We start from the raw sequence: 24,050 nt of genomic DNA on the forward strand, positions 1-24,050 counted from the left end.
TGGATTCCATGGCCTTAGCATAGCATTATGTGTTTATTTTTGATGCTGTTTACAGAACACTCGATTAGAATACTTAGCGTCACGTTTATATGGAGAGGGTCATGGAAAGCATTGGGTTAATTTTCACCATGCTCATTGCTATTTTGCTTAGCGGCGTGATTGGCCGAGTCTTGCCTTGGGGGGTTCCTCTTCCTTTAATCCAAATCCTTTTTGGTATTGTGATTGCAGGGGTGTTTAAAGAGGGCATCAGCCTCAACCCCGAGGTGTTTTTTTTGCTTTTTATTCCTCCTCTACTGTTTCTTGATGGCTGGCGTATTCCTAAAGACGCCTTGATGCGTGATAAAGCAGGTATTTTTCATCTGGCTTTTGGCTTGGTGTTTATTACTGTTTTGGGCTTAGGCCATATCATTCACTGGATGATCCCTGCTATGCCATTGGCAGTGAGCTTTGCTTTGGCAGCCATTGTGTCTCCTACTGACCCAGTGGCGGTGGCCGGCATCACGCGTCGCCTCCCTGTGCCACAGCGCCTTATGTCCATCCTCGAGGGGGAAGCTCTATTTAATGATGCCAGTGGCCTAGTGGCTTTTAGAATGGCCGTGCTTGCCGCCATGACGGGCGCTTTTTCTTTGACGCAAGCCGCATCGTCTTTTATCTGGGTCGCTTTAGCTGGTTTGATGACAGGTGTCATGGTCACGTGGGGCTTGTCCTTTATACGTGAACGTTTTACCCGCCGTTTTGGCGAAGAACAAGGCTCCGAGCTGCTTTTAAGTATTTTGACCCCTTTCGCTGCCTATATTGTGGCTGAAAAAATTGGCGGCTCTGGGATTTTATCGGCTGTCGCTGCTGGCCTCACAATGAGCACCATTGAGTTTTCCGGGCGTATTGCTCCATTAACTCGGGTTCGCCGTACTGCGCTCTGGGACACGTTGCAATTCACCCTGAACGGGATTATGTTTGTGTTGCTTGGCGAACAGCTACCCGGCATTTTTACTAATGCCGTGCGCTTAGTACAGGAAACCGGCCATCACAACCCGTGGTGGTTAGTGATTTATGCATTAGTTATCTGTTTAAGTTTGACGGCGTTGCGTTTTGTGTGGGTCAGCCTTTCCTTGTTTTTAATGCGCTTGTTCACGCACACACCTGAAACCCTTGCTACCCAATGGCGCCATATTCTTATTTTATCTTTTGCTGGGGTACGGGGTGCCGTGACCTTGGCGGGTGTGCTGACATTGCCGTTGTTATTGCCTGACGGTGCTCAATTCCCAGGGCGTGATCTGGCGATTTTTCTGGCAGCAACGGTCATTATTATTTCGCTTATTTTAGCTAGTGTGGTGTTGCCGTGGTTATTGAAAGATTTAGCACCCACTCGCTCAACCACCGCTTCTCATGAAAAACAAACGCACATGGCTATTCAAACAGCCCATGCCGTGGCTGCTGAACACATTGATGAGCTTATTACTAGCCTAGATAAACACGATTTAGATCAAGCCTATTATGACGAAGTCAAAACCAGGCTTTTATCTGATTTTGCCAATAGCTTTACTTATCCTACTGACAGCACAAGTCTTGATTACAAAAAACACCATACCGAGCGCTTGTTGCGATTAAAAATTATTACTGCTGCTCGCCAAAGCATTTATCAGCTTGCCAAAGAGCACAAGATTTCCGATGAGCTAGCCCGAGATTTAGTTCAAAAACTCGACTTAGACGAGGTACGCTTTAATTAACGTAACGTGTTCAGTGCATACTGTTGGCTGTTATTTTTTTCATGCCGATTGGCTCCCCTTGTGGGTTGACCTGTTTTATCAAATCGCGCGGAAAACCCCGTCGTTCAGGGCGCAGATGAATAGCGCGGACGCGCTAGCGTCTTAGACCTAGAACGTGCTTACAAAAACTTCTTTGCCAAACGCGCCGCTTTTCCCCGCTTCAAGAAAAAAGGCCAGTCAGACCGTTTCCGTTACCCGCGAGGCTGCAAACTCGATCAGGAAAACAGCCGTATCTTTCTGCCGAAACTGAGCTGGGTGCGCTACCGCAACCGTCGCGAGGTACGGGACACAGTGAAAAACGTCACCGTAAATCACATGAGCAAGTCGGCAGCAGGCACCACCGAGCAACCGGGGCGAAACGTTCGGTCCAAGTCCGGCCTGAATAAAGCCATACTGGATCAAGGGTGGTTCGAGTTCCGCCGTCAGCTAGACTACAAAATGGCGTGGGCGGGGGGGTGGCTTGTTGCGGTGCCCCCGCATTACACCAGTCAGACTTGCCCTGAATGTGGGCATTGCAGTCAATCAAATCGTCCTACGCAAGCGGCCTTCGCCTGTGTGCAATGCAGTTTCGAGGAGCATGCCGATGTGGTTGGTGCGATCAATGTATTAAGGGCGGGACACGCCCAGTTCGCCTGTGAAGTGAGTGGTGCAGTCAGGCCGCCAGCAGCAGGAACCCACCGAAGCGACTCTGGGACGGCTCAATGCCTCCCTTGAGCGCCGTAGGAATCCCCGGCCTTTAGGCGGGGGAGGATGTCAAAGGAAGTCCTGTATATAGGTATAAACCTACTAGTCGTTGTAATTAATTGCTTCTAGAATCAAATGGCTTAGTTAACCTAAGAGTAGTTAATTATCTATTGGTAGTTCGACTCAAGGAACCTGTATGAAAAAACATTTCATCGCTGCTGCACTCTTTGCTCTAGCCTCAGGCAGTGCATTGGCCCAAGCTACAGATACGTTGCAAAAAATCAAAGACTCTGGATCTGTCACCTTAGGGGTGCGAGAGTCCTCTGGTTTAGGCTACACCTTAGGTAATGGAAAATATGTCGGTTTCCATACGGAAATGGCAGAAAATATTGTAGACGACTTACGCAAAGACTTAGGCTTGGAAAAACTAGAAATCAAATACCAGCCAGTGACATCACAAAACCGCATTCCTTTAGTGACAAACGGCAGTGTTGACTTTGAATGCGGCTCAACCACTAATAACAAAGCCCGCCAAAAAGACGTTGATTTTGCCAACACCACCTATGTTGAAGAGGTGCGTATGGCCACCAAGGCCGACTCTGGCATTAGCTCTATTGCCGACCTCGATGGTAAAACCGTTGCGGTAACAACAGGCACTACCTCAGTCCAAACGCTACGCCGTAACAAACGCGCCGAAGGCATCAACTTCAAAGAGGTCATGGGTAAAGACCACGCAGACAGCTTTCTTTTACTTGAAACCGGTCGCGCTGATGTGTTTGTAATGGATGGCTCCATTCTAGCCGCCAATATTTCAAAAGCCCGTAATCCGGCTGATTTCAAAATCGTAGGCGAGACCCTCAGTGTCGAGCCTATCGCTTGCATGCTGCGCAAAGATGATGACAAGCTCAAAGCCGCCATCAACAAGAGCATCCAACGTCAAATCGAAGACGGCACGCTCAATACTCTGTGGGACAAATGGTTTTTGCAGCCTACCCCGCCAGCAGGCACTGTGATTGGGCTCGAGCTTTCCGAAGCCACCAAAGACGCTTGGGCTAACCCCAATGACAAACCCATGGAAGACTACAAATTCTAATCACTCTCCCTTTTAGTTTTATGGCATAACCCCTTCTACAGGGGTTTTGTCGTTACATCGTACTCATGCCCTAGGCGTATTTATTGTTGTTGGCTTTATATTCAGGGGGTCGCATGACTTGGGATTGGCAAGTATTTTGTCGAGATGACCTAGACATGGAAGTCGTTAAAGGTTGTTTTGGAGAAAACGGCTCCACGACGTATTTGGATTGGATGCTTTCGGCTTGGGGTTGGACTATTTCTGTTTCTCTCAGCGCATTAGCGATTGCTTTACTTTTAGGCTTTATTGTAGGGGCCATCCGCACCCTGCCGCACCAGCCTATGCTGGTTCGACTTGGCAACGCGTGGGTTGAACTGTTTCGCAATATTCCTTTATTAGTTCAAATCTTTCTGTGGTATCACGTTGCCCCTACGTTTGTGCCTGTATTACGCGATGTGTCGGGCTTTTTCCTTGTGGTCTGCGCATTAGGCGTGTTCACTTCAGCTCGTATTGCCGAGCAAGTACGCTCTGGCATCGAGTCCCTGCCCAAAGGCCAACGCTATGCAGGTCTAGCGTTAGGCTTTACGACGATACAGTGTTATCGCTATGTGCTTTTGCCCATGGCTTTTCGGATTATTATTCCGCCGTTAACCAGCGAGTCCATGAACGTAGTGAAAAACTCGTCGGTTGCATTTGCGGTCTCGATAGCCGAACTCACTATGTTTGCCATGCAAGCCCAAGAAGAAACCTCAAGAGGGGTAGAAATTTATTTAGCGGTTACCTCTCTCTATATTATTACCGCCTTTGCGATTAACCGAATCATGGCGTTCATAGAAAAACGCACACAAATCCCGGGGTTTATTAGCAGCGCACAAGGGGGGCATTAACATGCAATTTGATGCCGCCTTTTATAACTGGAGCCTGCTTAGCGACTATGTTCTTTCAGGGCTTTACTTCAGTCTATGGCTTACCCTAGTCGCTACATTAGGCGGGGTAGTGTTTGGTACGCTTTTAGCATTAATGCGTTTATCAGGACGACCTTGGCTTGTTTTACCAGCCACCATCTATGTCAACGGCATGCGCAGCATCCCATTAGTCATGGTCATTCTGTGGTTTTTTCTATTAATGCCTATGATTTTAGGGGTAGCCGTAGGTGCCGAAACCTCGGCTATTGCTACCTTTATTGCCTTTGAAGCGGCCTACTTTAGTGAAATCATGCGCGCAGGTATCCAGTCCATTCCACGGGGCCAAGTCTTTGCGGGTCAGGCGCTAGGCATGACCTATGGCCAAAACATGCGTTTGGTTATTTTGCCTCAAGCCTTTCGTAACATGTTACCTGTGCTATTAACACAAACCATTATTCTTTTCCAAGATACCTCATTGGTGTATGCGATTGGCGCCTACGATTTACTTAAAGGCTTTGAAACCGCCGGCAAGAACTTTGGTCGCCCTATCGAGGCCTATATTGGGGCTGCCGTGGTTTATTTTATTATTTGTTATTCACTGTCGTGGCTAGTTAAACGCTTACATAAAAAAATCGCCATCATTCGCTAAGCTAAGGGATACACAATGATTGAAATGAAAAATGTCTCTAAATGGTACGGGGACTTCCAAGTACTCACTAACTGTTCCACTGTAGTGAATAAAGGCGAAGTAGTCGTGGTAGCAGGCCCTTCTGGTTCGGGAAAATCCACCCTAATTAAAACCATCAATGCCCTCGAGCCTTTTCAAGAAGGCGAAATTTGGGTAGAGGGCACGCCTGTGCACGACCCCAAAACCCATTTACCTAAATTACGCAGTCGTGTGGGTATGGTGTTTCAGCACTTCGAACTCTTCCCCCACCTTTCTGTTACAGAAAACCTCACTATTGCCCAAATGCGTGTACTGGGGCGCAGTAAAAGTGACGCCTACGCCCATGGTTTAAAATACCTCGAACGCGTTGGGCTTGCCGCCCATAAAGATAAATTTCCTGGTCAGCTTTCGGGGGGACAACAACAACGGGTAGCGATTGCGCGAGCACTCAGCATGGACCCCATCGTCATGCTATTTGATGAGCCCACTTCCGCCCTAGACCCAGAAATGGTGGGTGAAGTCTTAGATGTGATGGTTGGACTGGCTCACGAAGGCATGACCATGATGTGTGTCACACATGAAATGGGGTTTGCCCGTCGCGTCAGTGACAGAGTGATCTTTATGGATGTAGGGGGACATATTCTTGAAGACTGCCCTACCGATGAGTTCTTTGGTAATCTAGATGCTCGCCAAGCCCGTACCAAAGACTTCTTAAATAAAATCTTAGTGCAATAACTACGAGGATCACTATGTCTACCGCTCTTAGCCCACAGGCTGTTTTACACTTTTGGGCACATGTGACAACGCCTGAACAATGGTTCACTAAAGATGCGCAGTTTGATCGACGTCTTACGCAGCAATTTTTACATACCACCGAAGCCGTTGCCCAAGGCGAATGCGCACACTGGCGTCATAGCTTGCACGGGCGTTTAGCTGAAATTATTGTATTAGATCAATTCTCGCGCAACATTTGGCGCAACAGGCCACGTGCCTTTGCTCAAGACCCAATGGCTTTAGCCTTGGCCCAAGAAGCGCTACGTCACCCCCATTTCGTACAGCTTACTCAACGCGAGAGGCAATTTATTTTAATGCCATTTATGCATTCGGAATCTAAAAAAATTCATGACCAAGCGCTGGGTTTATTTGAGCAGTACACCGATGCCACCACGACTGAATATGAGATCCGACATAAAGTCATCATTGATCGATTTGGGCGCTACCCCCATCGCAATGCCATTTTAGGGCGAGCCTCTACGGCGGCTGAACGAGAATTTCTGAAAGGGCCTGATTCGTCTTTTTAAGCGGCTTTGTATTCAGTCTTAACCGACGTGCTACGCTAGGGCTGCTAGAGCCATTGCATTTTCTTAAAGCGGTAATACAAGCCGCTACACACCAGGGCCATCACCCCAATCACCATCGGATACCCAAAGCTCCAATCCAGCTCGGGCATCAATGTAAAGTTCATCCCATAAATACCGGCTAGGGCTGTAGGTATGGCTAAAATAGCTGCCCAAGCGGCCAGTTTGCGGCTAATGTCGTTTTGCTGCAGCTGAATAATCATCATGCCCCCTTCAAACGCAAAAGCAGTGGTGTCGCGTAGCACCCCTATTAGCTCTGATAGACGGGCAATACGGTCGGCGACCTCGGCAAAATAGGCTTGGCTAGATGCGCCTACGTAACTTAAAGCAGGCTGTCGACTAAAACGACGTGACAGTTCGGCTAACGGCCCAATGCTGCTTTGAATGCGTAATAAAGTGCGTCGTAAATGGTAGGCTTTTTCGATATCTTTATGGTGAAAACGCCCCCCAAAAAATTGGGCTTCTACTTTTTCTACTTGATACTCTAGCGTTAGCAACTGACTGGCATAGCTATCTGTAATGCTGTTTAACAGTTCTGCCACGACATAATCAGCACCCCGTAAAAGCAAATCGGGCTTGGCCTCGAGTTCAGCGCGACTTTCAGTATCAGTCATAGCAGTATGGCGCCAAATGCTAATTAGGTAGCCCGCCCCAAAAATAATCTGCGTTTCACCAAAACGTAACACCCCATGATCCACTTTATAAGTAATGGCAACCACAAGACTGACCGCATCGTACTCAACCACTTTAGGGCGTCGGTGTTTGACCACTACCTCATCCAGTACTCGCGATTGGGAACCGATAAAGTGCGGTAAAATTTCCAGTAGTTCGTCGTCAGTAGGATGAATTAAACTTAACCACACGATACTATTAGCTTGCACTGGGTGTGCTAAGCCATCTAGGTCTAGCGTTTGAGGGGGTTGCCCTGCAGCATAGCGTTTTGCTATGTGCGCTGAAGACACTCGACTAGATGAATTGGTTGTCATTGTTATCTCTAAAGGGTAGTAATTTATGTTCGAACTCCACCCCACTCTGCAAGCAGACACATTTTTTTTAGGGCAGCTCGAGCTATGCGACGTATTGCTCAATAATAATAGCAGTTATTTATGGGTGATTTTAGTCCCACGCCGTGCAGAAGTTCGTGAAATCTACGAGCTTAACCCGACGGATCAACAACAACTCATGATGGAATGCAGCCACGTCAGCGAGAAACTGGCTCGCTACAGCACAGCCAATAAGATGAACCTCGCCGCGTTTGGCAATCAAGTTCCTCAACTTCATCTTCATATTATTGCGCGTCACCACGTGGATCCCGCTTGGCCGCAGCCTGCTTGGTTAAATCTAGCCACCCAGCCTTATGAACGGCAAAAAGCGCAAGACCTATTGCAGGACTTGCGCCAATTATTGGGCGTGTAACATTCGCCTAAGCGGCTAAAAACTCTTTTACAAACGGTGAGGCCGGAAAGGCGAACAGTTTTGCCGGGGTATCCATTTGTTCAACATGGCCTTTGTTCATCACCACAATACGGTCAGCGACCTCTACGGCCTCGTCCTGGTCATGCGTAACAAATACACTGGTAATTTTTAGCTCGTGGTGTAATTCGCGTAGCCATTGACGTAGCTCTTTACGTACTTTCGCATCCAACGCCCCAAAAGGCTCGTCAAGCAGTAACACCTTGGGTTTGATGGCTAAGGCTCGAGCTAAAGCTATCCGTTGACGCTGACCACCCGATAGTTGGGCAGGGTATCGGTCAGCCAAGGCGCTTAGCTGCACAAGCTCGAGCAGCTCGGTCACCGTTTTTTTAATGGCCTGTTTATTGGGGCGTTCTGCTCGGGGCAAAACCCGTAAACCAAAAGAAATATTATCCGCTACTGTCATTGAGGGAAATAAGGCGTAGTTCTGGAATACAAAGCCAATGCCTCGTTCTCTTACCGGAGTGTGAGTGGCCTGGGCGCCGTCTAAAAAGACTTGTCCCTCATCGGCGGACTCTAACCCAGCAATAATACGCAGCAATGTGGTCTTGCCACACCCTGATGGGCCTAACAATGCCACGAGTTCTCCGGAAGCAATGTCTAAAGAAATACGGCTTAGAGCTTGGTAGTCATCGAAGCGACGCGAAATATGCTGAACAGTAATGGACATGGCAATCGATAAAAAAGAGGGAATGACTCAATGTTATCGCATAAGCGAAAGCATCTTTATATCTTAATAGAATATAGAAATAGATCAATTAAGAATAAGCAAACAGTAAAACTATCGTTTACCGATATATAGGGGCTGAGGAAAAATAGACACATTCACTCTTACTCTATCGGGCCTAGTCTAATGAAAAAAACCCTCGTCTCTATTAGTTTGTTTAGTGCCGCTGCACTGACTCCTTTTACGGTGACAGCCAATAACGACAAATTACTGAACGCGTCTTATGATATTGCACGCGAGTTATTTGCTGAATACAACCCCTTGTTTGAGCAACACTGGCAGCAAGAGCATCAACAGCCGCTTTCTGTAGAGCAATCGCATGCGGGAACCTCACGCCAAGCTCAAGCCATTTTGCAAGGCTTAAAAGCCGATGTAGTAACCTTTAACCAAGTGCCAGACATTGACGTATTAGCCGCACGAGGCTTTGTCAATAAAAACTGGCAGGAACAATTCCCTAACAATGCCTCGCCTTACTACAGCACCATTGCTTTTTTAGTACGCAAAGGCAACCCAAAAAATATTAAAAGCTGGGAAGATTTAGTACGCGATGACGTGAAAGTGGTGTTCCCTAACCCCAAAACCTCAGGGAATGCTCGTTACAGCTACTTAGGGGCGTGGCTCTTTGCCAACGAGCAATTTAAAGGCGACGAAGCTCAGACCAAAGACTTTGTTAAAAAATTGCTTCATAACGTAGAAAGTTTTCCTACGGGTGGCCGTGGCGCCACCGTTGCGTTTGCTAATAATAACCAAGGTGATGCTTTGTTAACTTTCGAGTCCGAAGTCATCAATATTGCTAACAGCGATGAGTTCAAAGACCATGAGTTCGAGGTTATCGTACCGCCTGTTAGCGTACTGGCCGAATTTCCGGTTGCCGTCGTAGAACGCGTAACGGAACGTCAAAAAAGCACAGCCCAAGCCAAAGCCTACTTAGATTATCTCTATGCTACGCCAGCTCAAGAGTTACTAAGCCGCTATAACTATCGGGTTCATGATGACAGCGTAAAAACCGATTTAGCGCCAGTTCGTTTAATTAATCCAAATGAAGTACTAGGGTCATGGAGCGATATTCAAAGCCAACACTTTGGTAGCGATGGCATCTTAGATCAGCTTTTAGCTCAATAACTTTTTTGTCTCTGATTATGTCCAGCACCACATTTAACTGGCGTTTTATAGAGCAAAAAACCGTGCTCCCAGGCTTTGGTTTAAGCCTGGGAGTCAGTGTGCTTTATATTAGCCTCGTTATTTTATTGCCCTTGTCTGCTTTGTTTGTGTATGTCAGCGATATGAGTGCAGCTCAATACTGGGCAGCCGTGACGCACCCTCGTGTCTTAGCCAGTTATCGCACCACACTTAGCGCCGCTTTTTGGTCAACTGTTTTAGTAAGCCTAATGGGTTTATTGCTTGCTTGGGTATTAAGCCGCTACGAGTTTTTTGGGCGCCGTTTTATTGATGGTTTAATTGATTTGCCGTTTGCTTTGCCTACTGCTGTGGCTGGGTTGACGCTGGCTACCTTATTTGCTCCAAATGGCTGGGTGGGTCAATTACTTGCCCCATTGGGCATAAAAATAGCGTTTAGCTGGTATGGCATTGTGTTGGCCATGAGCTTCACTAGCCTGCCCTTTATTGTTCGATCTGTGCAGCCTCTGATCGAAAACTTAGATCAATCCCTAGAAGAAGCTGCAGATACGTTGGGTGCAACGGCTTGGCAACGCTTTCATTTAGTCGTTGTCCCTATTTTATTACCTGGGTTAATTACAGGCGCCTCCCAAGCGTTCATTCGCTGTCTAGGCGAGTTTGGCGCCGTAATTTTTATTGCAGGCAACTCGCCCTATCAAACCGAAGTGTCCTCTTTAATGATCTTTGTACGTTTAGCGGAATACGACTATGCCTCTGCTGCGGCAATTGCTTCGGTCGTGCTAGCGGCTTCGCTACTTTTGCTGTTCGGTTTACAGCTTATGCAAAACCGTATTTTTAATAAAAAACACTAAGCTCATGAAAACAAACTTAACAGCTACCCAACGTGGCCTGATCACCTTAGCGGTCAGTTTGGTTTTTATTTTATTGGTTTTGCCTTTACTGCTTATTTTTAGCCAAGCTTTCAGTCAAGGGCTCAGCGGTTTTTGGCAAGCGCTCACTCACTCTGACATGCAGCATGCTATTCGCTTGACGCTGTTGGTTGCTGTCATGACAGTACCTATTAATTTAGTCTTTGGAGTGCTGCTTGCTTGGTGTGTCACTCACTACCAATTTAAAGGGCGTCAATTACTCATGACCCTTATCGATATCCCGTATGCAACCTCACCTGTTGTCGCTGGGTTATGTTATTTGGTGGTGTACGGCGCTGAAAGCTATTTTGGTCAATGGCTCGCTGATCACGATATTCAGCTTATGTTTGCCTGGCCTGGTTTGGTCATGGTGACGATGTTTGTGACTAGCCCATTTATTGCTCGACTTTTAATCCCTTTGATGCAAGAGCAAGGCTCAGATCAAGAGCAAGCTGCTTTGACGCTGGGCGCCACCGGCTGGCAAATCTTCTACTATGTCACCCTACCTAAAATCAAATGGGGTCTGCTGTATGGGGTGGTGTTATGTAATGCGCGCGCTATTGGCGAGTTTGGGGCAGTCTCGGTGGTCTCGGGTGCGATACGCGGGCAAACATTAACCTTGGCTTTGTTAGTTGAACAGCTTAGCGATGACCATAAAGTTGTTGGTGCGTTTAGTGCCGCTTTATTATTAGCTAGTATGGCACTAATCACCATTGCGGTAAAAAGCGTGCTGGAAAAAAACCAACCCGCTTTAAACCGCTAGTGCTTAAAAGGAATAGCCCACACCTACTGAGCCATACACACTGGTTTTCTGCTCGGTTAATGGGCTATTACGGGCATCGCCAGTCAGGTTTTTTAAACCTAAGGCGGTGTTTAGGCTGAAGCTGTCACTAAGGCGATACGTATATAAACCATAAATAGTCACCGATTTTAAGCCCCCTGAGGCATTGTGCGTGTGCAATTGCCCTTGGCTAGCTGCGGCCTCGTGGGGTTTAACGCCAAAATGCGTTTGCATGGCATCGGTATTCATAAACGCAAGATTACCACCAATACGCAAGCCGCTTAACCCTCCTTGCCAGATAGGGTATGAGGCGGCTAGCTGTACCCCTAAGCCATAGTCTTTCTTAAGGGCATGATAGAGCGTCACATCCAGATTGAGATCACCTATTTGATGCTGACTAAACACCCCTACATTGCCGTAGTTTTTGATTCTGTCGGTACCCGTCAATCGATGCGCATCACTGGCTTTACGCCCCCATTGGTATCCTGCAAATACGCCTACCTTCCAATCATCGGTCAGTTTGCTTTGCAAACCTACTGCGGGCATTTCCGCTTTGGGAGTAATAAAAAAGATTTCGTTTTGATGACTAAGAACAGGATAAAGGCGCGAGGTATAGTGCTTAGACCCTTCGTACTTAGGCATAATCCCTGTGCCCAGCCCAAGGGTATTTTGCGCTTGGCTCGCAAGCCCCCATACCCCTAAGGCCATACCTAAAACCAAACGATGTTTAACTCGTACCAGCGTATTGAGCGGTTGCATTCCCGTTTCCCTTAATACTGACTAAGCCCTATTAGGCTTAATCTAAATACAAAACTAAAAACATCTTATTTAAACATAACTAGTATGAGGACAACAGTCTATATAAGACATAATGAATGCTAGGCAACTCTGCGCGGGCAGTTTACCAAAATGCACATCAAGCCTCGTCGTTTAGGGCGGGAGGATGTCAATGCGTCAAGGTTTCATGAAAGCCTGCAGCGCCACAACGCCAATAACTGGACGCCTTTATTTGTTTGTTGCTTAGGCCATGCGTTTGCACTAAGCTTTCGCGAACGTGCTTTACTACCGCTGATTCGGCTGCGGCCCAGGCGTAGCCTTGACCCGCAGGCAGTTCTAATGCATCAATGGCTTCCGTTAACCGCTGGCCTTGATCCGAGTGCGCTACAACTTGGACTCGAGCAAGGGGGTGAAAAGGTAAATGGTGTGCTAACTCAGGGTCGGTCAATGCCAACACCACGATTGGCACCACCTGCTTTGGCAGTTCAGCTAGACGCCGTGATATAGCAGGAAAGGCGGTCTCATCCCCGATAAGCAAATGCCAATCGAAGTCCTTAGGTATCACCATTGAACCTCGAGGCCCTGCTAAAGTTAGGGTATCGCCCACCTTAGCTTGTCGCGCCCAGCTGCCAGCAGGTCCATCATCATGCAATACAAAATCCACTTCCAACAGCCCTTTTTCAGCATCATAATGGCGCGGTGTGTAATCACGAGCTAATGGTTTTTCGCTGCCCTCTGGAAAGCCAACCCCCGTTTCGGTCGTATAAGGAATAACTGGGGTTTTCGCTGCAGAAGCCGCAAAAAAGATTTTAACGTGGTCATCAAACCCCATTGAAACAAAGCCATCCAGGTCAGGCCCAGCAAGACCCATACGGACATAATTAGGACATAATGATTCAATAGTGACGACGGTAAGGGTACGCACCACAATAGGATGACGTACACGTTCCACTGTAAAGGCAGATGCAGGGGCGCTCATAATTTCTCTCTGTATATATAGCTTGATAGGACCTCAATGTATCAAGCCCGCCTGCAAATAGCAATGGTTCTCATTTGCAATACACTGTTGCTGCCTAGGCAATTGTGTTTAGTTTAGGGCAATGTCTCGGCGGTAGATGAGAAATCGGCCCGAGTACGGTTGGGGTGTGTCTTCCAGACTATACGTGTAGGGGCGCTGAATTTTTTTATCTCGTACCAAGCTGAATCCATACGCCGCCATGGCTCGACTAAATTGATTCCTATAGCCGCGGTTTGGATCCATCACCCACACTTCCGAAGTCAGAGCCGCCACCTGATGAATAAAGTCAGCGACCTGTTTAGGGCTGCTGGGATCATACAATAAATCACTGCCCATCACTAAATCATAACGCTCTGAAACGAGCGCTGCCCCTGTGTCTTGAAGACTGACTTCCTGTTCTAAGCCCCACTGACCATGCCGGTAATTAATCTCGGGGAGAAAGTTTTTAACCACATTTTTATTTAAAAAATGCTGAGCTAATGGATGCCTATCGCTGGCTGTGACATTCGCGCCTAAACGATGCGCCATCAAACTCGCTAACCCTAACCCACAACCTATTTCTAATATTTTTTGATTAGGCTGGACCGGACGCTGCACAATTTTTTTAGCCAGTTGTAAACCAGACGGCCATAACATGCCGAATAATGGCCATGAGGCGGAACAAATTCCCAAGCGCTTGGCAGCCCCTTTTGGGTCATAGTATTGTTGGCGGTCTAATAAAGTATAGATTTCTAAGGGCTTTTGACCCCGAATTTGAATAGTACGAAGCTGAGTTTGATAAGGAGCAGATTTAGACATGTAAATTCTATAAGTCAATGGGACTTCATATTAACACAATCTATCAGCCGCCAATTTTTATTAGTTTTTTATAATAAAAAGCCCCGTTTAAGAACGGGGCTTGGAGCGAGTGGTTGTTAGCTACCAAATTGAATGCCCTGCGCGAGCGGTAATTCGGTAGAGTAGTTAATGGTGTTGGTAGCACGACGCATGTAGACTTTCCACGCATCGGAGCCCGATTCACGGCCGCCCCCCGTTTCTTTCTCTCCGCCAAATGCGCCACCAATTTCCGCCCCAGAGGTGCCGATATTGACGTTAGCAATGCCACAATCCGAGCCTGCTGCCGATAAAAAGCGCTCAGCCTCACGCAAATGGTTGGTAAATACTGCCGATGACAGACCTTGCGGCACATCATTTTGCATGGCAATCGCCTCGTCAAAGTCCTGATAACGCATCACATACAAAATAGGTGCAAAAGTTTCGTGTTTAACCACCTCGGTCTGACTTGGCATTTCCACTAGAGCGGGTTTGACATACCACGCATCGGGGTAGCGGTCTTCTAAGCAGCGTTCCCCGCCAAACACGGTGCCCCCTTGCTTTTTAGCTTGCTCAAGTGTCTCTTGCATGGCGTCGAATGACGCTTTATCAATTAAAGGCCCCACAAGCGTAGACGCATCGAGTGGATTACCGACTTGAGCGCTTTGGTAGGCACGGCGTAGCTGCTCTAGTAGTTCATCGGCAACGCTTTCATGCACGATTAATCGACGGGTAGTAGTACAACGCTGCCCAGCGGTACCAATCGCTCCAAACAAAATGCCCCGAGCCGCTAGGCTCAAATCTGCCGTCGGCGTCACAATAATCGCATTGTTCCCACCGAGCTCAAGCAAAGAGCGTCCGAAACGTGCCGCCACACGCGGTCCGACTTCGCGGCCCATGCGCGTAGAGCCAGTCGCTGAGACCAAAGCAACACCCGAATGATCAACGAGGCGTTCCCCCACGTCGCGCTCGCCTACAAGCACTTGTGATAAATGCGTTGGCGCATCACCAAATCGAGCTAAGGCACGCTCAAATAAAGCCTGACAGGCCAAGGCGGTTAACGGAGTTTTCTCCGAGGGTTTCCAAATAACAGGGTTACCGCACACGATAGCTAACGCCGTATTCCATGACCATACCGCCACAGGAAAGTTAAATGCAGTGATCACCCCGACTACGCCTAGGGGATGCCAGCTTTCCATCATGCGATGACCTGGTCGTTCTGATGCAATCGTTAAGCCATACAGTTGGCGCGATAAACCCACCGCAAAGTCGCAGATGTCGATCATCTCTTGCACTTCGCCTTGGCCTTCGGCAACGATCTTACCCGCCTCCATCGACACCAGTTGCCCTAACGCTTCTTTTTCTTTACGTAGCTCTTCGCCCAATAATCGGATGAGCTCACCGCGTCGTGGGGCTGGCACAGTACGCCATTCGTTAAATGCTTTTTGTGCTTTTTCTACGGCGGTATCGACGTCTTCGACGCTATGTGTTGCCAAGGCCGCTAACTGAGCACCGTCAATCGGAGAATGGACCTTCAACTGCTGTCCTGCATGGTGGTTCTGATCCACACCCAAGCGTTTTAACAACTCTTCAATTTGCATATCGACTCCTTAGTGAGGTCACTACAGGCTAAATAAATTCCCATTTGGCTTTTCTATTACTACGTTAATTTTCACTTTAAGGTTAACACCTTTCTTTTAGGAAATTTATTGCCCAAGGGAAAACACCAAGCGCTTTTATTTTGAATTATGAAAATAATGTAAATAAGCCAATGCCTGCTTTATGGCATGGGTCACCTTAATTTACTTCGCACTCAGGAGTCTGCGTCTCATGTTGAACTCCCACTATGATGTTATTGTGGTTGGTGGCGCCGCGGTAGGCAGTGCCGCTGCCTATTTTCTCGTTGCTAATCCCGATTTCACTGGCTCCGTTTTAGTCATTGAAAAAGACCTAAGCTATCAGTACTGTGCCACGACTTTGTCGGCAGCCTCTATTCGTCATCAGTTCACCACCCCAGAAAACATCCAAATGTCCCAATTTGGTACCCAGTTTTTGCGTGAGTTTGCGGATACGATGAAAGTGAACGATGACGCCCCTGATCCCGCCTTCCACGAAGGAGGCTATTTATTTTTAGCCAGCACCGCAGAAGGCAAACGTCACCTAGAGCAAAATCATCACACCCAAACTCAGCTCGGAGCAGCAATAGAACTGCTTACTCCTGCACAAATTCAACAGCGATTCAACTGGATGAATACCGCTGATTTAACCGCGGGTGCCTTAGGCTTAGCGGGTGAAGGCTGGTTAGATGCGTATGGCATGATGCAAGGTATGCGCCGTAAAGCCACCGCGCTAGGGGCTCGTTATCATCAAGGCACCGTGGTGGATGTGGTCAAGAAAAATGCAACTGTCACTGCCGTTACCCTTGACGATCACACCACAATAACCTGCGATATGCTGATCAATGCAGCCGGTACAGGCGCTACGGCTCTAGCACAAAAAATGGGTATCGAGCTACCCGTAGAGTCAAAAAAACGCTGTGTTTTTTATTTCCAAAGCCCTGCTCAGCTACCCAATTGCCCAATGACCATTGACCCAAGCGGTGCCTACTTCCGCCCCGAAGGAGACGGCTTTATCGCTGGCATTTCACCGCCTGCTGACAACGACCCAATCAGCACCGACTTTGATGTACAACACGAGCTCTTCGATGAGTTGTTATGGCCCTTATTAGCCGAACGCGTGCCTGCGTTCGAAGCGCTGCGTTTAGTTCGCAGTTGGGCAGGGCATTACGACATGAACACCTTAGATCAAAACGTCATTATCGGCTCGCACCCCCAACTTGATAACGTGCTGTTTGCTAATGGTTTTAGTGGCCATGGCATGCAGCAAGCCCCTGCAGTAGGACGGGCCCTAAGCGAACTCATTGTTTATGGCCACTTCCGTAGTTTAGATCTAAGCCGACTTGGTTGGGATCGCATTCTAGAGCGTAAACCCATTGTGGAATTCAATATTGTTTAAGCTCTACACCTCATTCGTTTGAACCCACACTATAAATTCTAGCGGTTCAAGCGCTTTCATTACGACAAGGAGACAAACATGCACAAACGATTTCGTTTACATGTACTTGCTGTAGCATTAACTTGCACTCTGCCTTTTGGTTTGCAAGCGAAGGAGGTAGTAAAAATTGGTGTTGCTGGCCCGTTTACTGGCCCAAATGCTGCCTTTGGTGATCAGCTTTGGATTGGCGCTACTGCTGCAGCCAAAGCCATCAACGAGGCAGGAGGGGTTAACGGCAAAGAGCTTGTTTTAGTTAAAGCCGATGACGCGTGTGAACCTAAACAAGCCGTCGCCGTGGCAAACCGTTTAGTTGATCAAGACAAAGTGGCTGCGGTGCTAGGTCATTTTTGCTCATCCAGTACCCTCCCCGCCTCAGAAATTTATGACAACGCCGATATTATTTCTATGGCAACCGGTTCCACCCACCCTGATGTCACCGAGCGCGGGTTAGAAACCATGACGCGTATTTGTGGTCGCGATGACCAACAAGCCACGGTGATCGGTGATTTTATTGCCAATACGCTCGGCGCTAAACGGATTGCTGTCGTCCATGACAAAGACACTTATGGTCGTGGCTTGGCAGAAGCCACACGTGATGTCGCTAAAACCCATGGCACTGAAACGGTGCTTTTTGATGGGGTCAACCGTGGCGAACGTGATTACAACGCCTTAGTCACTAAAATTCGTGGTGAAAATGTAGACGCTGTATTTTTTGGCGGTCTGTATGCGGAAGCAGGCACCTTAGTACGTCAAATTCGTGAACAAGGTTTACAAATGCCGTATGTGTCGGATGACGGTATTGTAGACCCCGCCTTTGTCACTGCCGCTGGGGGCAATCAATACGCCGAAGGCGTGTACATGGGCTTTCCACGTGATCCACGCAATATGGAATCCAGCAAAGGGGTCATTGCTGAACTTAGCTCCGCCGGTCAAAAATCGGATGGATTTACCCTCTATGCCTACGCAGGGATCCAGTCTTTAGCGGCAGCGCTAGCAGGTGCTAATAGCACGAGCGGTACGGAGTTAGCAGAGTGGTTGAAAAAGAACCGCGTTGATACGGTACTTGGGCCTAAAGAGTGGGATGCGAAAGGCGATCTAAAAGAACCCGACTATGTGATGTATCAATGGGATAGTAACGGCGGTTACAACGAACTTCCTTAACCCACCTTCCTCTCATCGCTACGCCTAAAGGCGTAGCGCTTTGCTGTACCGGAAACAGGAGACGTATCCCATGGATAGCTATATTTTAGGGCAACAGTTAATTAACGGCCTGACGCTCGGTTCCATTTATGGCCTGATTGCTGTCGGCTACACCATGGTGTATGGCATTATTGGCATGATTAACTTTGCCCATGGTGACATATATATGGTCAGTGCCTATATCAGTGCAATTACTTTGGCAGTGATCAGTTATTTTGGCATTCAATCCGTACCGTTTGCTTTGATCACCACACTGATTGTGACCATGTTTATTACAGGCTTATACGGTTGGAGCATAGAACGCACCGTTTACAGACCCTTACGTGGCACCACTCGCTTGGCGCCATTAATCACCGCTATTGGTGTGTCATTGGTCTTACAAAATTACGTTCAACTGGCGCAAGGGCCCAATGTTCAAGGGGTACCCACGTTAATTGCCGGCAGCTTTCGCTTAGGCAATGCCACAGAATTCATTCAAATTCGCTACATGAGTCTCATTATTATTGCGGCCAGTTTAATTGCGATGGCTGTACTGACCTGGATTATTCAAAATACCAGTATGGGACGTCAGTCTCGGGCCACCCAACAAGATCGAAAAATGGCCACGATGCTAGGCGTTAATACCGGCCGAGTCATTTCGTCTGTTTTTGTCATTGGCTCAGCCTTAGCAGCCATTGCTGGGGTGTTGGTCACACTGAATTATGGCTCTTTTGACTTTTATGTTGGTTTTATCATTGGCATCAAAGCCTTTAGTGCTGCCGTCCTAGGGGGCATTGGCTCATTGCCAGGTGCCATGTTAGGCGGTTTGCTATTAGGTGTGCTGGAATCGGTTTTTTCTGGTTTAGTCAGCAGCGATTACAAAGACGTTTTTGCCTTTAGTATTTTAGTTTTGGTCCTCATATTTAAACCCAGTGGCTTATTAGGCCGACCTGCGGTGGAGAAAGTGTGATGAATACACTGACGCATAAATCCTCCGTTCAAACCCATCAAACCACGTTATCCATTAATTGGCTGCATGCACTAAAAGACGCGCTTACAGCTGGGGTGCTAACGTTATTGGTATTGGGTCCCATTACCAACCTCGTCTTAAAACAATATGATTTCGTATTTCTGCCTTGGCGTCAGCCATTGGCAGTCAATGGGATTGCTATTGCTTTACTGGTCTGCTTAGGGCGATTTGCTGTGGCGGTGTTGGCCCAAACAGCTAGTGGCGTGCGCTTTTTAAATTATTTCAAACGTTCTGACGCCCACAATGTGCAGGTTGAGTCGCGTACCGCCCCACCCTTATCTAAAACCCTGAGTTTATTTGCCCTGGCACTCGGCGCCTGCGTCGTGCTGCTCAGTTTAGGTTTTTTGGGCTATATGCCTTTAGGGGCTGCCTCGGCTTTGATTCTTATGGTGCTCTTTGTGTTGTTTGCCTACGGCATCAGCATTCCTAAAATCAAGCACCAAGTTAACAGTTGGCGTTATCTGGTTCCAGTGCTTTTCGTGCTGGGCTTTAGTTTGCCTATTTTGCTTAACTACTTTGAGCTGTTACCCAAAACCTGGCTCGACAACCTCACATTGGCCTTAATTTATGTGTTGTTAGGGTTAGGGCTGAATATTGTAGTGGGTATGGCGGGGCTTTTGGATCTCGGTTTTGTCGCCTTTTATGCCGTAGGGGCATATTTTCTTGCTTTGGGTTATCAGTATTTTGATATGGGCTTTTGGACCGCCTTATTATTAGCCCCTATTTTTGCCGCCTTAAGCGGTGCTCTTTTAGGTTTTCCCGTGTTGCGTATGCAAGGCGACTACTTAGCCATTGTCACCTTGGGCTTTGGTGAAATTATTCGCTTAATTTTAACCAGCTGGGTGGAAGTCACTGGCGGCCCCAACGGTGCCGCAGCGCCTAGCCCTACTTTGTTTGGCTTAGAGTTCTCACGCCGAGCCACACGTGGAGGCGAACCCTTCCACGAGTTTTTCGGCATCCCTTACAGCAACGACTACAAGTCATTGCTTATTTATGTGGTCTTGTTTGTCATTGTCGCCATCTCCTTACGCTTTTTTAACCGCTTACGCTATATGCCTTTAGGCCGTTCATGGGAAGCCTTGCGAGAAGACGAAATTGCGTGCCGTTCATTAGGTATTAACCATGTCAACGTTAAGCTCTCAGCCTTTATGATGGGGGCTGTAGCAGGCGGCGTAGCGGGGGTGTTTTTTGCAACTTACCAAGGCTTTATCAACCCAACGTCATTTAACTTTTTTGAGTCCGTACTCATTCTTTCTATTGTGGTGTTAGGTGGTATGGGGTCCATGCTAGGAGTCATTATTGCGGCATTGGTCCTGACTTTACTGCCAGAGCTATTGCGGGATTTTGCTAATTACCGCGTTCTGGTATTTGGTTTGCTCATGATTGCCATGATGATCTGGCGCCCTCATGGCTTGATTCGCGGCCGCCGCCCTAGCTTTAAAGGCTCTGAACCATGAAAAAAATCCTACTCGAAGTCGAAGGTCTGACCCAGCGCTTTGGCGGTATCATCGCCAACAACAACATCAGCTTTAAGGTTTATCAAAACTCCATCACTGCCTTGATTGGCCCTAACGGAGCAGGTAAAACCACGGTATTTAACTGCGTGACGGGTTTTTATCATGCCTCTGCCGGTAACATTTACCTTTATGATGATAACGGACAAAAACAACACACTATTGCCAAACTGCTGACGCGCCCTTTTACTGGTGGCTCGCATTTAGTTGCTCGGGCAGGCATTGCTCGAACCTTTCAAAACATTCGTCTCTTTCAAGACATGACGGTGTTAGAAAATCTCTTAGTCGCACAACATCTACAGTTAGATGGCAATTTATTCCGTGGGATGCTGGCTAGCTCCCGCTTCGAGCAGCAGGAACAAGACGGGGTAGACCGCGCGATGCAATGGCTTGAGCGCTTACATCTTAGTGCTGATGCTAACGTCCTAGCAGGCTCTTTACCTTATGGACGCCAACGTCGCCTAGAAATTGCGCGTGCTATGTGTACTAGCCCCCGTTTAATTTGCCTAGACGAGCCCGCTGCCGGTCTAAACCCAGCAGAAACAGAGCAACTTGCTGAGTTAATCTACGCATTGCGTGATGAGTATCAAGTCACTGTTTTACTGATTGAACACGATATGAGTCTGGTCATGGATATTTCAGAGCATGTGATTGTGTTAGACCACGGCGAAGTCATTGCTGACGGTTCACCCGATGAAGTACGTCAAGACCCCCACGTTATTGCGGCTTATTTAGGCACGGAGATTATTACATGACAACGCCTTTATTAGACATACGCCACATTTGCAGTGGTTATGGCTCAATTCAAGTTTTGCACGACGTCAGCCTTGAGGTACACGCAGGTGAAATCGTGACATTAATAGGCGCAAATGGCGCGGGTAAAAGCACCTTGTTAATGAGTATTTTTGGTGACCCTAAAATTACACAAGGAGAAATTCTGTACGACGGTATTCGTCTAGACCAACTTCAACCGCACGAGATTGCCAAGCACGGTATTGCGCAAGTCCCTGAAGGGCGCCGCATTTTTCCAGGCATGACGGTCGAAGAAAACATACTGATCGGCACTCTGCCCATAGGTATGGAACACATGGAAGAAGACAAAGCAGACATGTTTGCTCTTTTTCCTCGTCTAAAAGAAAGACGTAATCAACGTGCAGGCACCTTATCAGGGGGTGAACAGCAAATGCTAGCAATGGCTCGTGCTTTGATGTCTAGACCTCGTACAATATTGCTTGATGAGCCTAGTCTAGGACTAGCGCCTCTTATCGTAAAACAAATTTTTGACATTCTTAAAGACATTACTAGTCTAGGTAAAACCATATTTTTGGTCGAGCAAAATGCCTATCATGCGCTGTCTCTAGCACACCGAGCGTATGTACTGGTGAATGGACGCATTGCAATGTGTGGTAGTGGTGCCGAGCTCTTGGCAAACCCCGAAGTTCGTGACGCCTATCTGGGGGGCAGAAAATCCAATCAAACGTGTACGGCATTACCCTAGACTTCTTAGGATACAACAGTGACAACTAATACCCTTAAATCCAGCGCCTCTGCATTGGCTAAACGTCTTCGTTCATTACGTACAGAACGCAATTGGACGCTAGATCAAGCCAGCAAAGCCTGTGGCGTAGCCCCTTCTAGTCTATCCAAAATAGAAAACGGGCTCAGCTCACCCACTTATGATGTTTTGCTACGTTTAGCTCAAGGGTTTGGGTTGGATGTTGCCGAGCTATTTGCACCAGCTCAAGAACACATGGGCGCAGGACGTCGCACTATCGAACGTAAAGGCAAAGGGGAACTGCATGAAACGCCCCTTTACGAACACCTTGTGCTGTGTTCTCAATTAGCCAATAAACGCATGATGCCCTTTATTAGCCGCATTAAAGCCCAGACCCTAGAAAAAGATGAAGGCTGGAGTCACCACGCTGGCGAAGAATTTGTGTATGTACTAACGGGCTCGATTGAATTACATACCGAGTTTTACCAACCTGCGGTACTGAACCCTGGCGATTGTTTTTACATTGATAGCCGAATGCAACACCGCGTATTAAATCATACAGACGAAGACGCGACGGTGTTGTGGATCAGTACTAAACCCGACTTAATTGAATAACTCCAAGAGGGAACCATAATGCCAGCTCATTTAGCCACCTTAGATCGAACTCAAACTGCAGCTGTACTTCCCTATCCCGCCTTAGTTAAAGCGCTGATCCACGCAGCCCAAGAAAAAGCTCAGGGCAAAATCAGCACACCCGCCCGCCAAGCACTGGCTTTTCCAGCTGGCGGCACATTACTTTCTATGCCAGCAACCGCACAGGATATAGGGGTGCACAAGCTCGTTAACGTGATGCCGCATAATGCCGCTCAAGGTGAGCCTGTTATTCAAGGTTTAGTCTGTGCTTATGATGGCCATACGGGCGCACCGCTATTTGTGTTAGATGGGCCAACCGTCACCGAACGGCGTACTGCTGCATTGTCGATGATGGGTATTGAATTACTGTGGCAACAACCCAAACACGTCACATTGATTGGGTCTGGGGTCCAAGCTTATGGTCACGCCGAAGCGCTGCTGACGTTATATCCCCAAGCCACTATTTCTTTATTAGCTCGTCAGCCACATAATGCCCAAAAACTCATCGAGCGACTTGGCTCACCTCATACTTTACAGGCAGTACAAGCGGTTCCTAGCGATTCGGATGTGGTCATTACCGTTACAAGCAGCTCAAAGCCTGTCTATAGCGAAACGGCTTTATTAGATCGCTTAGTCATTGCTGTAGGGGCTTATACACCTGAAATGGCTGAAATTCATCCTGCTACTGTACAGGGTAGTGATATTTTTGTTGATAATAGTGATGCGGCACGCCAAGAAGCAGGCGACTTAATTCAAGCTCGTGTGAATTGGGCAGCAGTTCAGCCGTTGTATCACGATGAATCCCACCGCAAACACCAACGCCCCTTGCTGTATAAAACCATTGGTTGTGCCGCCTGGGACCTCGCGGCAGCACGGTGTGCCCGGGTTCAGCGCGAAATCGTGCTGTAACTCAGCAAAAAAGACGAAAAAAAACCCCTGTCGGATCACCAACAGGGGTTTTTTAGTATAAGAGCTTGACGATGACCTACTTTCACAGGCGCGCAGCCCACTATCATCGGCGCGAAAGCGTTTCACTGTCCTGTTCGGAATGGAAAAGGA

Annotated in this window: 23 protein-coding genes, 1 rRNA gene and 2 pseudogenes; 19 read left to right on the plus strand and 7 right to left on the minus strand. The window is 47.8% G+C overall.

Annotated features, from left to right (window positions below):
- Positions 1-101 precede the first annotated feature (101 nt).
- From GGR41_RS11475 to GGR41_RS11505, 7 genes and pseudogenes are all read left to right on the plus strand, one after another.
- Complete coding sequence (locus tag GGR41_RS11475) at positions 102-1,727, plus strand: Na+/H+ antiporter (RefSeq protein WP_167661956.1); 1,626 nt, start codon at positions 102-104, stop codon at positions 1,725-1,727.
- A gap of 144 nt (positions 1,728-1,871) precedes the next feature.
- Positions 1,872-2,541: pseudogene (locus GGR41_RS13150) on the plus strand (RNA-guided endonuclease InsQ/TnpB family protein); the annotation flags it as partial.
- A 105-nt stretch (positions 2,542-2,646) separates the two neighbouring features.
- Positions 2,647-3,543, plus strand: coding sequence for an amino acid ABC transporter substrate-binding protein (locus tag GGR41_RS11485; protein WP_167661957.1), 897 nt, complete (start codon positions 2,647-2,649; stop codon positions 3,541-3,543).
- A gap of 113 nt (positions 3,544-3,656) precedes the next feature.
- Positions 3,657-4,409 carry an amino acid ABC transporter permease gene (locus GGR41_RS11490; RefSeq protein WP_077734877.1) on the plus strand — a complete coding sequence of 251 codons (753 nt, stop codon included), beginning with the start codon at positions 3,657-3,659 and terminating at the stop codon, positions 4,407-4,409.
- Position 4,410: 1 nt separating this feature from the next.
- The gene (locus tag GGR41_RS11495) at positions 4,411-5,076 is read left to right on the plus strand and encodes an amino acid ABC transporter permease (RefSeq protein WP_077734876.1); all 666 of its coding nucleotides are present in this window, start codon (positions 4,411-4,413) and stop codon (positions 5,074-5,076) included.
- 15 nt (positions 5,077-5,091) lie between these two features.
- A complete protein-coding gene (locus GGR41_RS11500; RefSeq protein ID WP_077734875.1) occupies positions 5,092-5,829 on the plus strand; it encodes an amino acid ABC transporter ATP-binding protein in 738 nt (245 codons plus the stop codon).
- A gap of 14 nt (positions 5,830-5,843) precedes the next feature.
- A complete protein-coding gene (locus GGR41_RS11505) occupies positions 5,844-6,395 on the plus strand; it encodes a DUF924 family protein (RefSeq protein WP_167661958.1) in 552 nt (183 codons plus the stop codon).
- A gap of 44 nt (positions 6,396-6,439) precedes the next feature.
- Here GGR41_RS11505 and GGR41_RS11510 read toward each other — a convergent pair whose 3' ends face one another.
- Complete coding sequence (locus GGR41_RS11510) at positions 6,440-7,438, minus strand: CorA family divalent cation transporter (protein ID WP_167661959.1); 999 nt, start codon at positions 7,436-7,438, stop codon at positions 6,440-6,442.
- Positions 7,439-7,463: 25 nt separating this feature from the next.
- Here GGR41_RS11510 and GGR41_RS11515 point away from each other — a divergent pair, with 25 nt between their 5' ends.
- Positions 7,464-7,868 (plus strand): HIT domain-containing protein, encoded by a 405-nt coding sequence (locus GGR41_RS11515; RefSeq protein ID WP_167661960.1) that lies wholly within the window; start codon positions 7,464-7,466, stop codon positions 7,866-7,868.
- 16 nt (positions 7,869-7,884) lie between these two features.
- Here GGR41_RS11515 and GGR41_RS11520 read toward each other — a convergent pair.
- Positions 7,885-8,595, minus strand: a pseudogene (locus GGR41_RS11520) (sulfate/molybdate ABC transporter ATP-binding protein); the annotation flags it as partial.
- Between the two features lie 183 nt (positions 8,596-8,778).
- Between GGR41_RS11520 and cysP the strand changes: the two are divergent.
- The 3 genes from cysP to cysW are packed head-to-tail and all read left to right on the plus strand — an operon-like array spanning position 8,779 to position 11,460.
- Complete coding sequence (gene cysP / locus GGR41_RS11525) at positions 8,779-9,774, plus strand: thiosulfate ABC transporter substrate-binding protein CysP (RefSeq protein WP_167661962.1); 996 nt, start codon at positions 8,779-8,781, stop codon at positions 9,772-9,774.
- Between the two features lie 17 nt (positions 9,775-9,791).
- Positions 9,792-10,640: a sulfate ABC transporter permease subunit CysT gene (gene cysT / locus GGR41_RS11530; protein WP_077734868.1), complete on the plus strand. Its 849-nt coding sequence runs from the start codon at positions 9,792-9,794 to the stop codon at positions 10,638-10,640.
- Between the two features lie 4 nt (positions 10,641-10,644).
- Positions 10,645-11,460 carry a sulfate ABC transporter permease subunit CysW gene (gene cysW, locus GGR41_RS11535; protein ID WP_167661963.1) on the plus strand — a complete coding sequence of 272 codons (816 nt, stop codon included), beginning with the start codon at positions 10,645-10,647 and terminating at the stop codon, positions 11,458-11,460.
- Positions 11,461-11,463: 3 nt separating this feature from the next.
- Here cysW and GGR41_RS11540 read toward each other — a convergent pair whose 3' ends face one another.
- The 4 genes from GGR41_RS11540 to amaB all read right to left on the minus strand — a co-directional run bounded on the left by GGR41_RS11540 (position 11,464) and on the right by amaB (position 15,687).
- Positions 11,464-12,237, minus strand: coding sequence for a MipA/OmpV family protein (locus tag GGR41_RS11540; protein WP_167661964.1), 774 nt, complete (start codon positions 12,235-12,237; stop codon positions 11,464-11,466).
- A 187-nt stretch (positions 12,238-12,424) separates the two neighbouring features.
- Positions 12,425-13,234, minus strand: a complete 810-nt coding sequence (locus GGR41_RS11545; RefSeq protein WP_167661965.1) for a siderophore-interacting protein — start codon at positions 13,232-13,234, stop codon at positions 12,425-12,427.
- 108 nt (positions 13,235-13,342) lie between these two features.
- Positions 13,343-14,071, minus strand: coding sequence for a class I SAM-dependent methyltransferase (locus GGR41_RS11550; protein ID WP_167661966.1), 729 nt, complete (start codon positions 14,069-14,071; stop codon positions 13,343-13,345).
- Between the two features lie 116 nt (positions 14,072-14,187).
- Entirely contained in the window at positions 14,188-15,687 is a 1,500-nt protein-coding gene (gene amaB / locus GGR41_RS11555) for an L-piperidine-6-carboxylate dehydrogenase (protein WP_167661967.1), read from the minus strand.
- Between the two features lie 229 nt (positions 15,688-15,916).
- Here amaB and GGR41_RS11560 point away from each other — a divergent pair, with 229 nt between their 5' ends.
- From GGR41_RS11560 to GGR41_RS11595, 8 genes are all read left to right on the plus strand, one after another.
- Positions 15,917-17,101, plus strand: coding sequence for an NAD(P)/FAD-dependent oxidoreductase (locus GGR41_RS11560; protein ID WP_167661968.1), 1,185 nt, complete (start codon positions 15,917-15,919; stop codon positions 17,099-17,101).
- A gap of 78 nt (positions 17,102-17,179) precedes the next feature.
- Positions 17,180-18,301, plus strand: coding sequence for a branched-chain amino acid ABC transporter substrate-binding protein (locus tag GGR41_RS11565; RefSeq protein ID WP_167661969.1), 1,122 nt, complete (start codon positions 17,180-17,182; stop codon positions 18,299-18,301).
- Positions 18,302-18,371: 70 nt separating this feature from the next.
- Entirely contained in the window at positions 18,372-19,289 is a 918-nt protein-coding gene (locus GGR41_RS11570; protein WP_077734862.1) for a branched-chain amino acid ABC transporter permease, read from the plus strand.
- 347 nt (positions 19,290-19,636) lie between these two features.
- Positions 19,637-20,806: a high-affinity branched-chain amino acid ABC transporter permease LivM gene (gene livM / locus GGR41_RS11575; protein WP_420873525.1), complete on the plus strand. Its 1,170-nt coding sequence runs from the start codon at positions 19,637-19,639 to the stop codon at positions 20,804-20,806.
- Positions 20,803-21,618, plus strand: coding sequence for an ABC transporter ATP-binding protein (locus GGR41_RS11580; protein ID WP_167661970.1), 816 nt, complete (start codon positions 20,803-20,805; stop codon positions 21,616-21,618). Before livM ends, GGR41_RS11580 begins: the two co-directional genes overlap by 4 nt.
- Entirely contained in the window at positions 21,615-22,361 is a 747-nt protein-coding gene (locus GGR41_RS11585; protein WP_167661971.1) for an ABC transporter ATP-binding protein, read from the plus strand. The genes GGR41_RS11580 and GGR41_RS11585 overlap by 4 nt, the downstream gene beginning before the upstream one ends.
- Positions 22,362-22,379: 18 nt before the next feature.
- A complete protein-coding gene (locus tag GGR41_RS11590; RefSeq protein WP_077734859.1) occupies positions 22,380-22,973 on the plus strand; it encodes a helix-turn-helix domain-containing protein in 594 nt (197 codons plus the stop codon).
- Between the two features lie 18 nt (positions 22,974-22,991).
- Complete coding sequence (locus GGR41_RS11595) at positions 22,992-23,900, plus strand: delta(1)-pyrroline-2-carboxylate reductase family protein (RefSeq protein WP_167661972.1); 909 nt, start codon at positions 22,992-22,994, stop codon at positions 23,898-23,900.
- A gap of 63 nt (positions 23,901-23,963) precedes the next feature.
- Here the strand turns inward: GGR41_RS11595 and rrf are convergent.
- Positions 23,964-24,050 (minus strand): 5S ribosomal RNA (gene rrf, locus GGR41_RS13355); the annotation flags it as partial.

Source organism: Paenalcaligenes hominis (genome assembly GCF_011927625.1).
Lineage (GTDB): Bacteria > Pseudomonadota > Gammaproteobacteria > Burkholderiales > Burkholderiaceae_B > Paenalcaligenes > Paenalcaligenes hominis.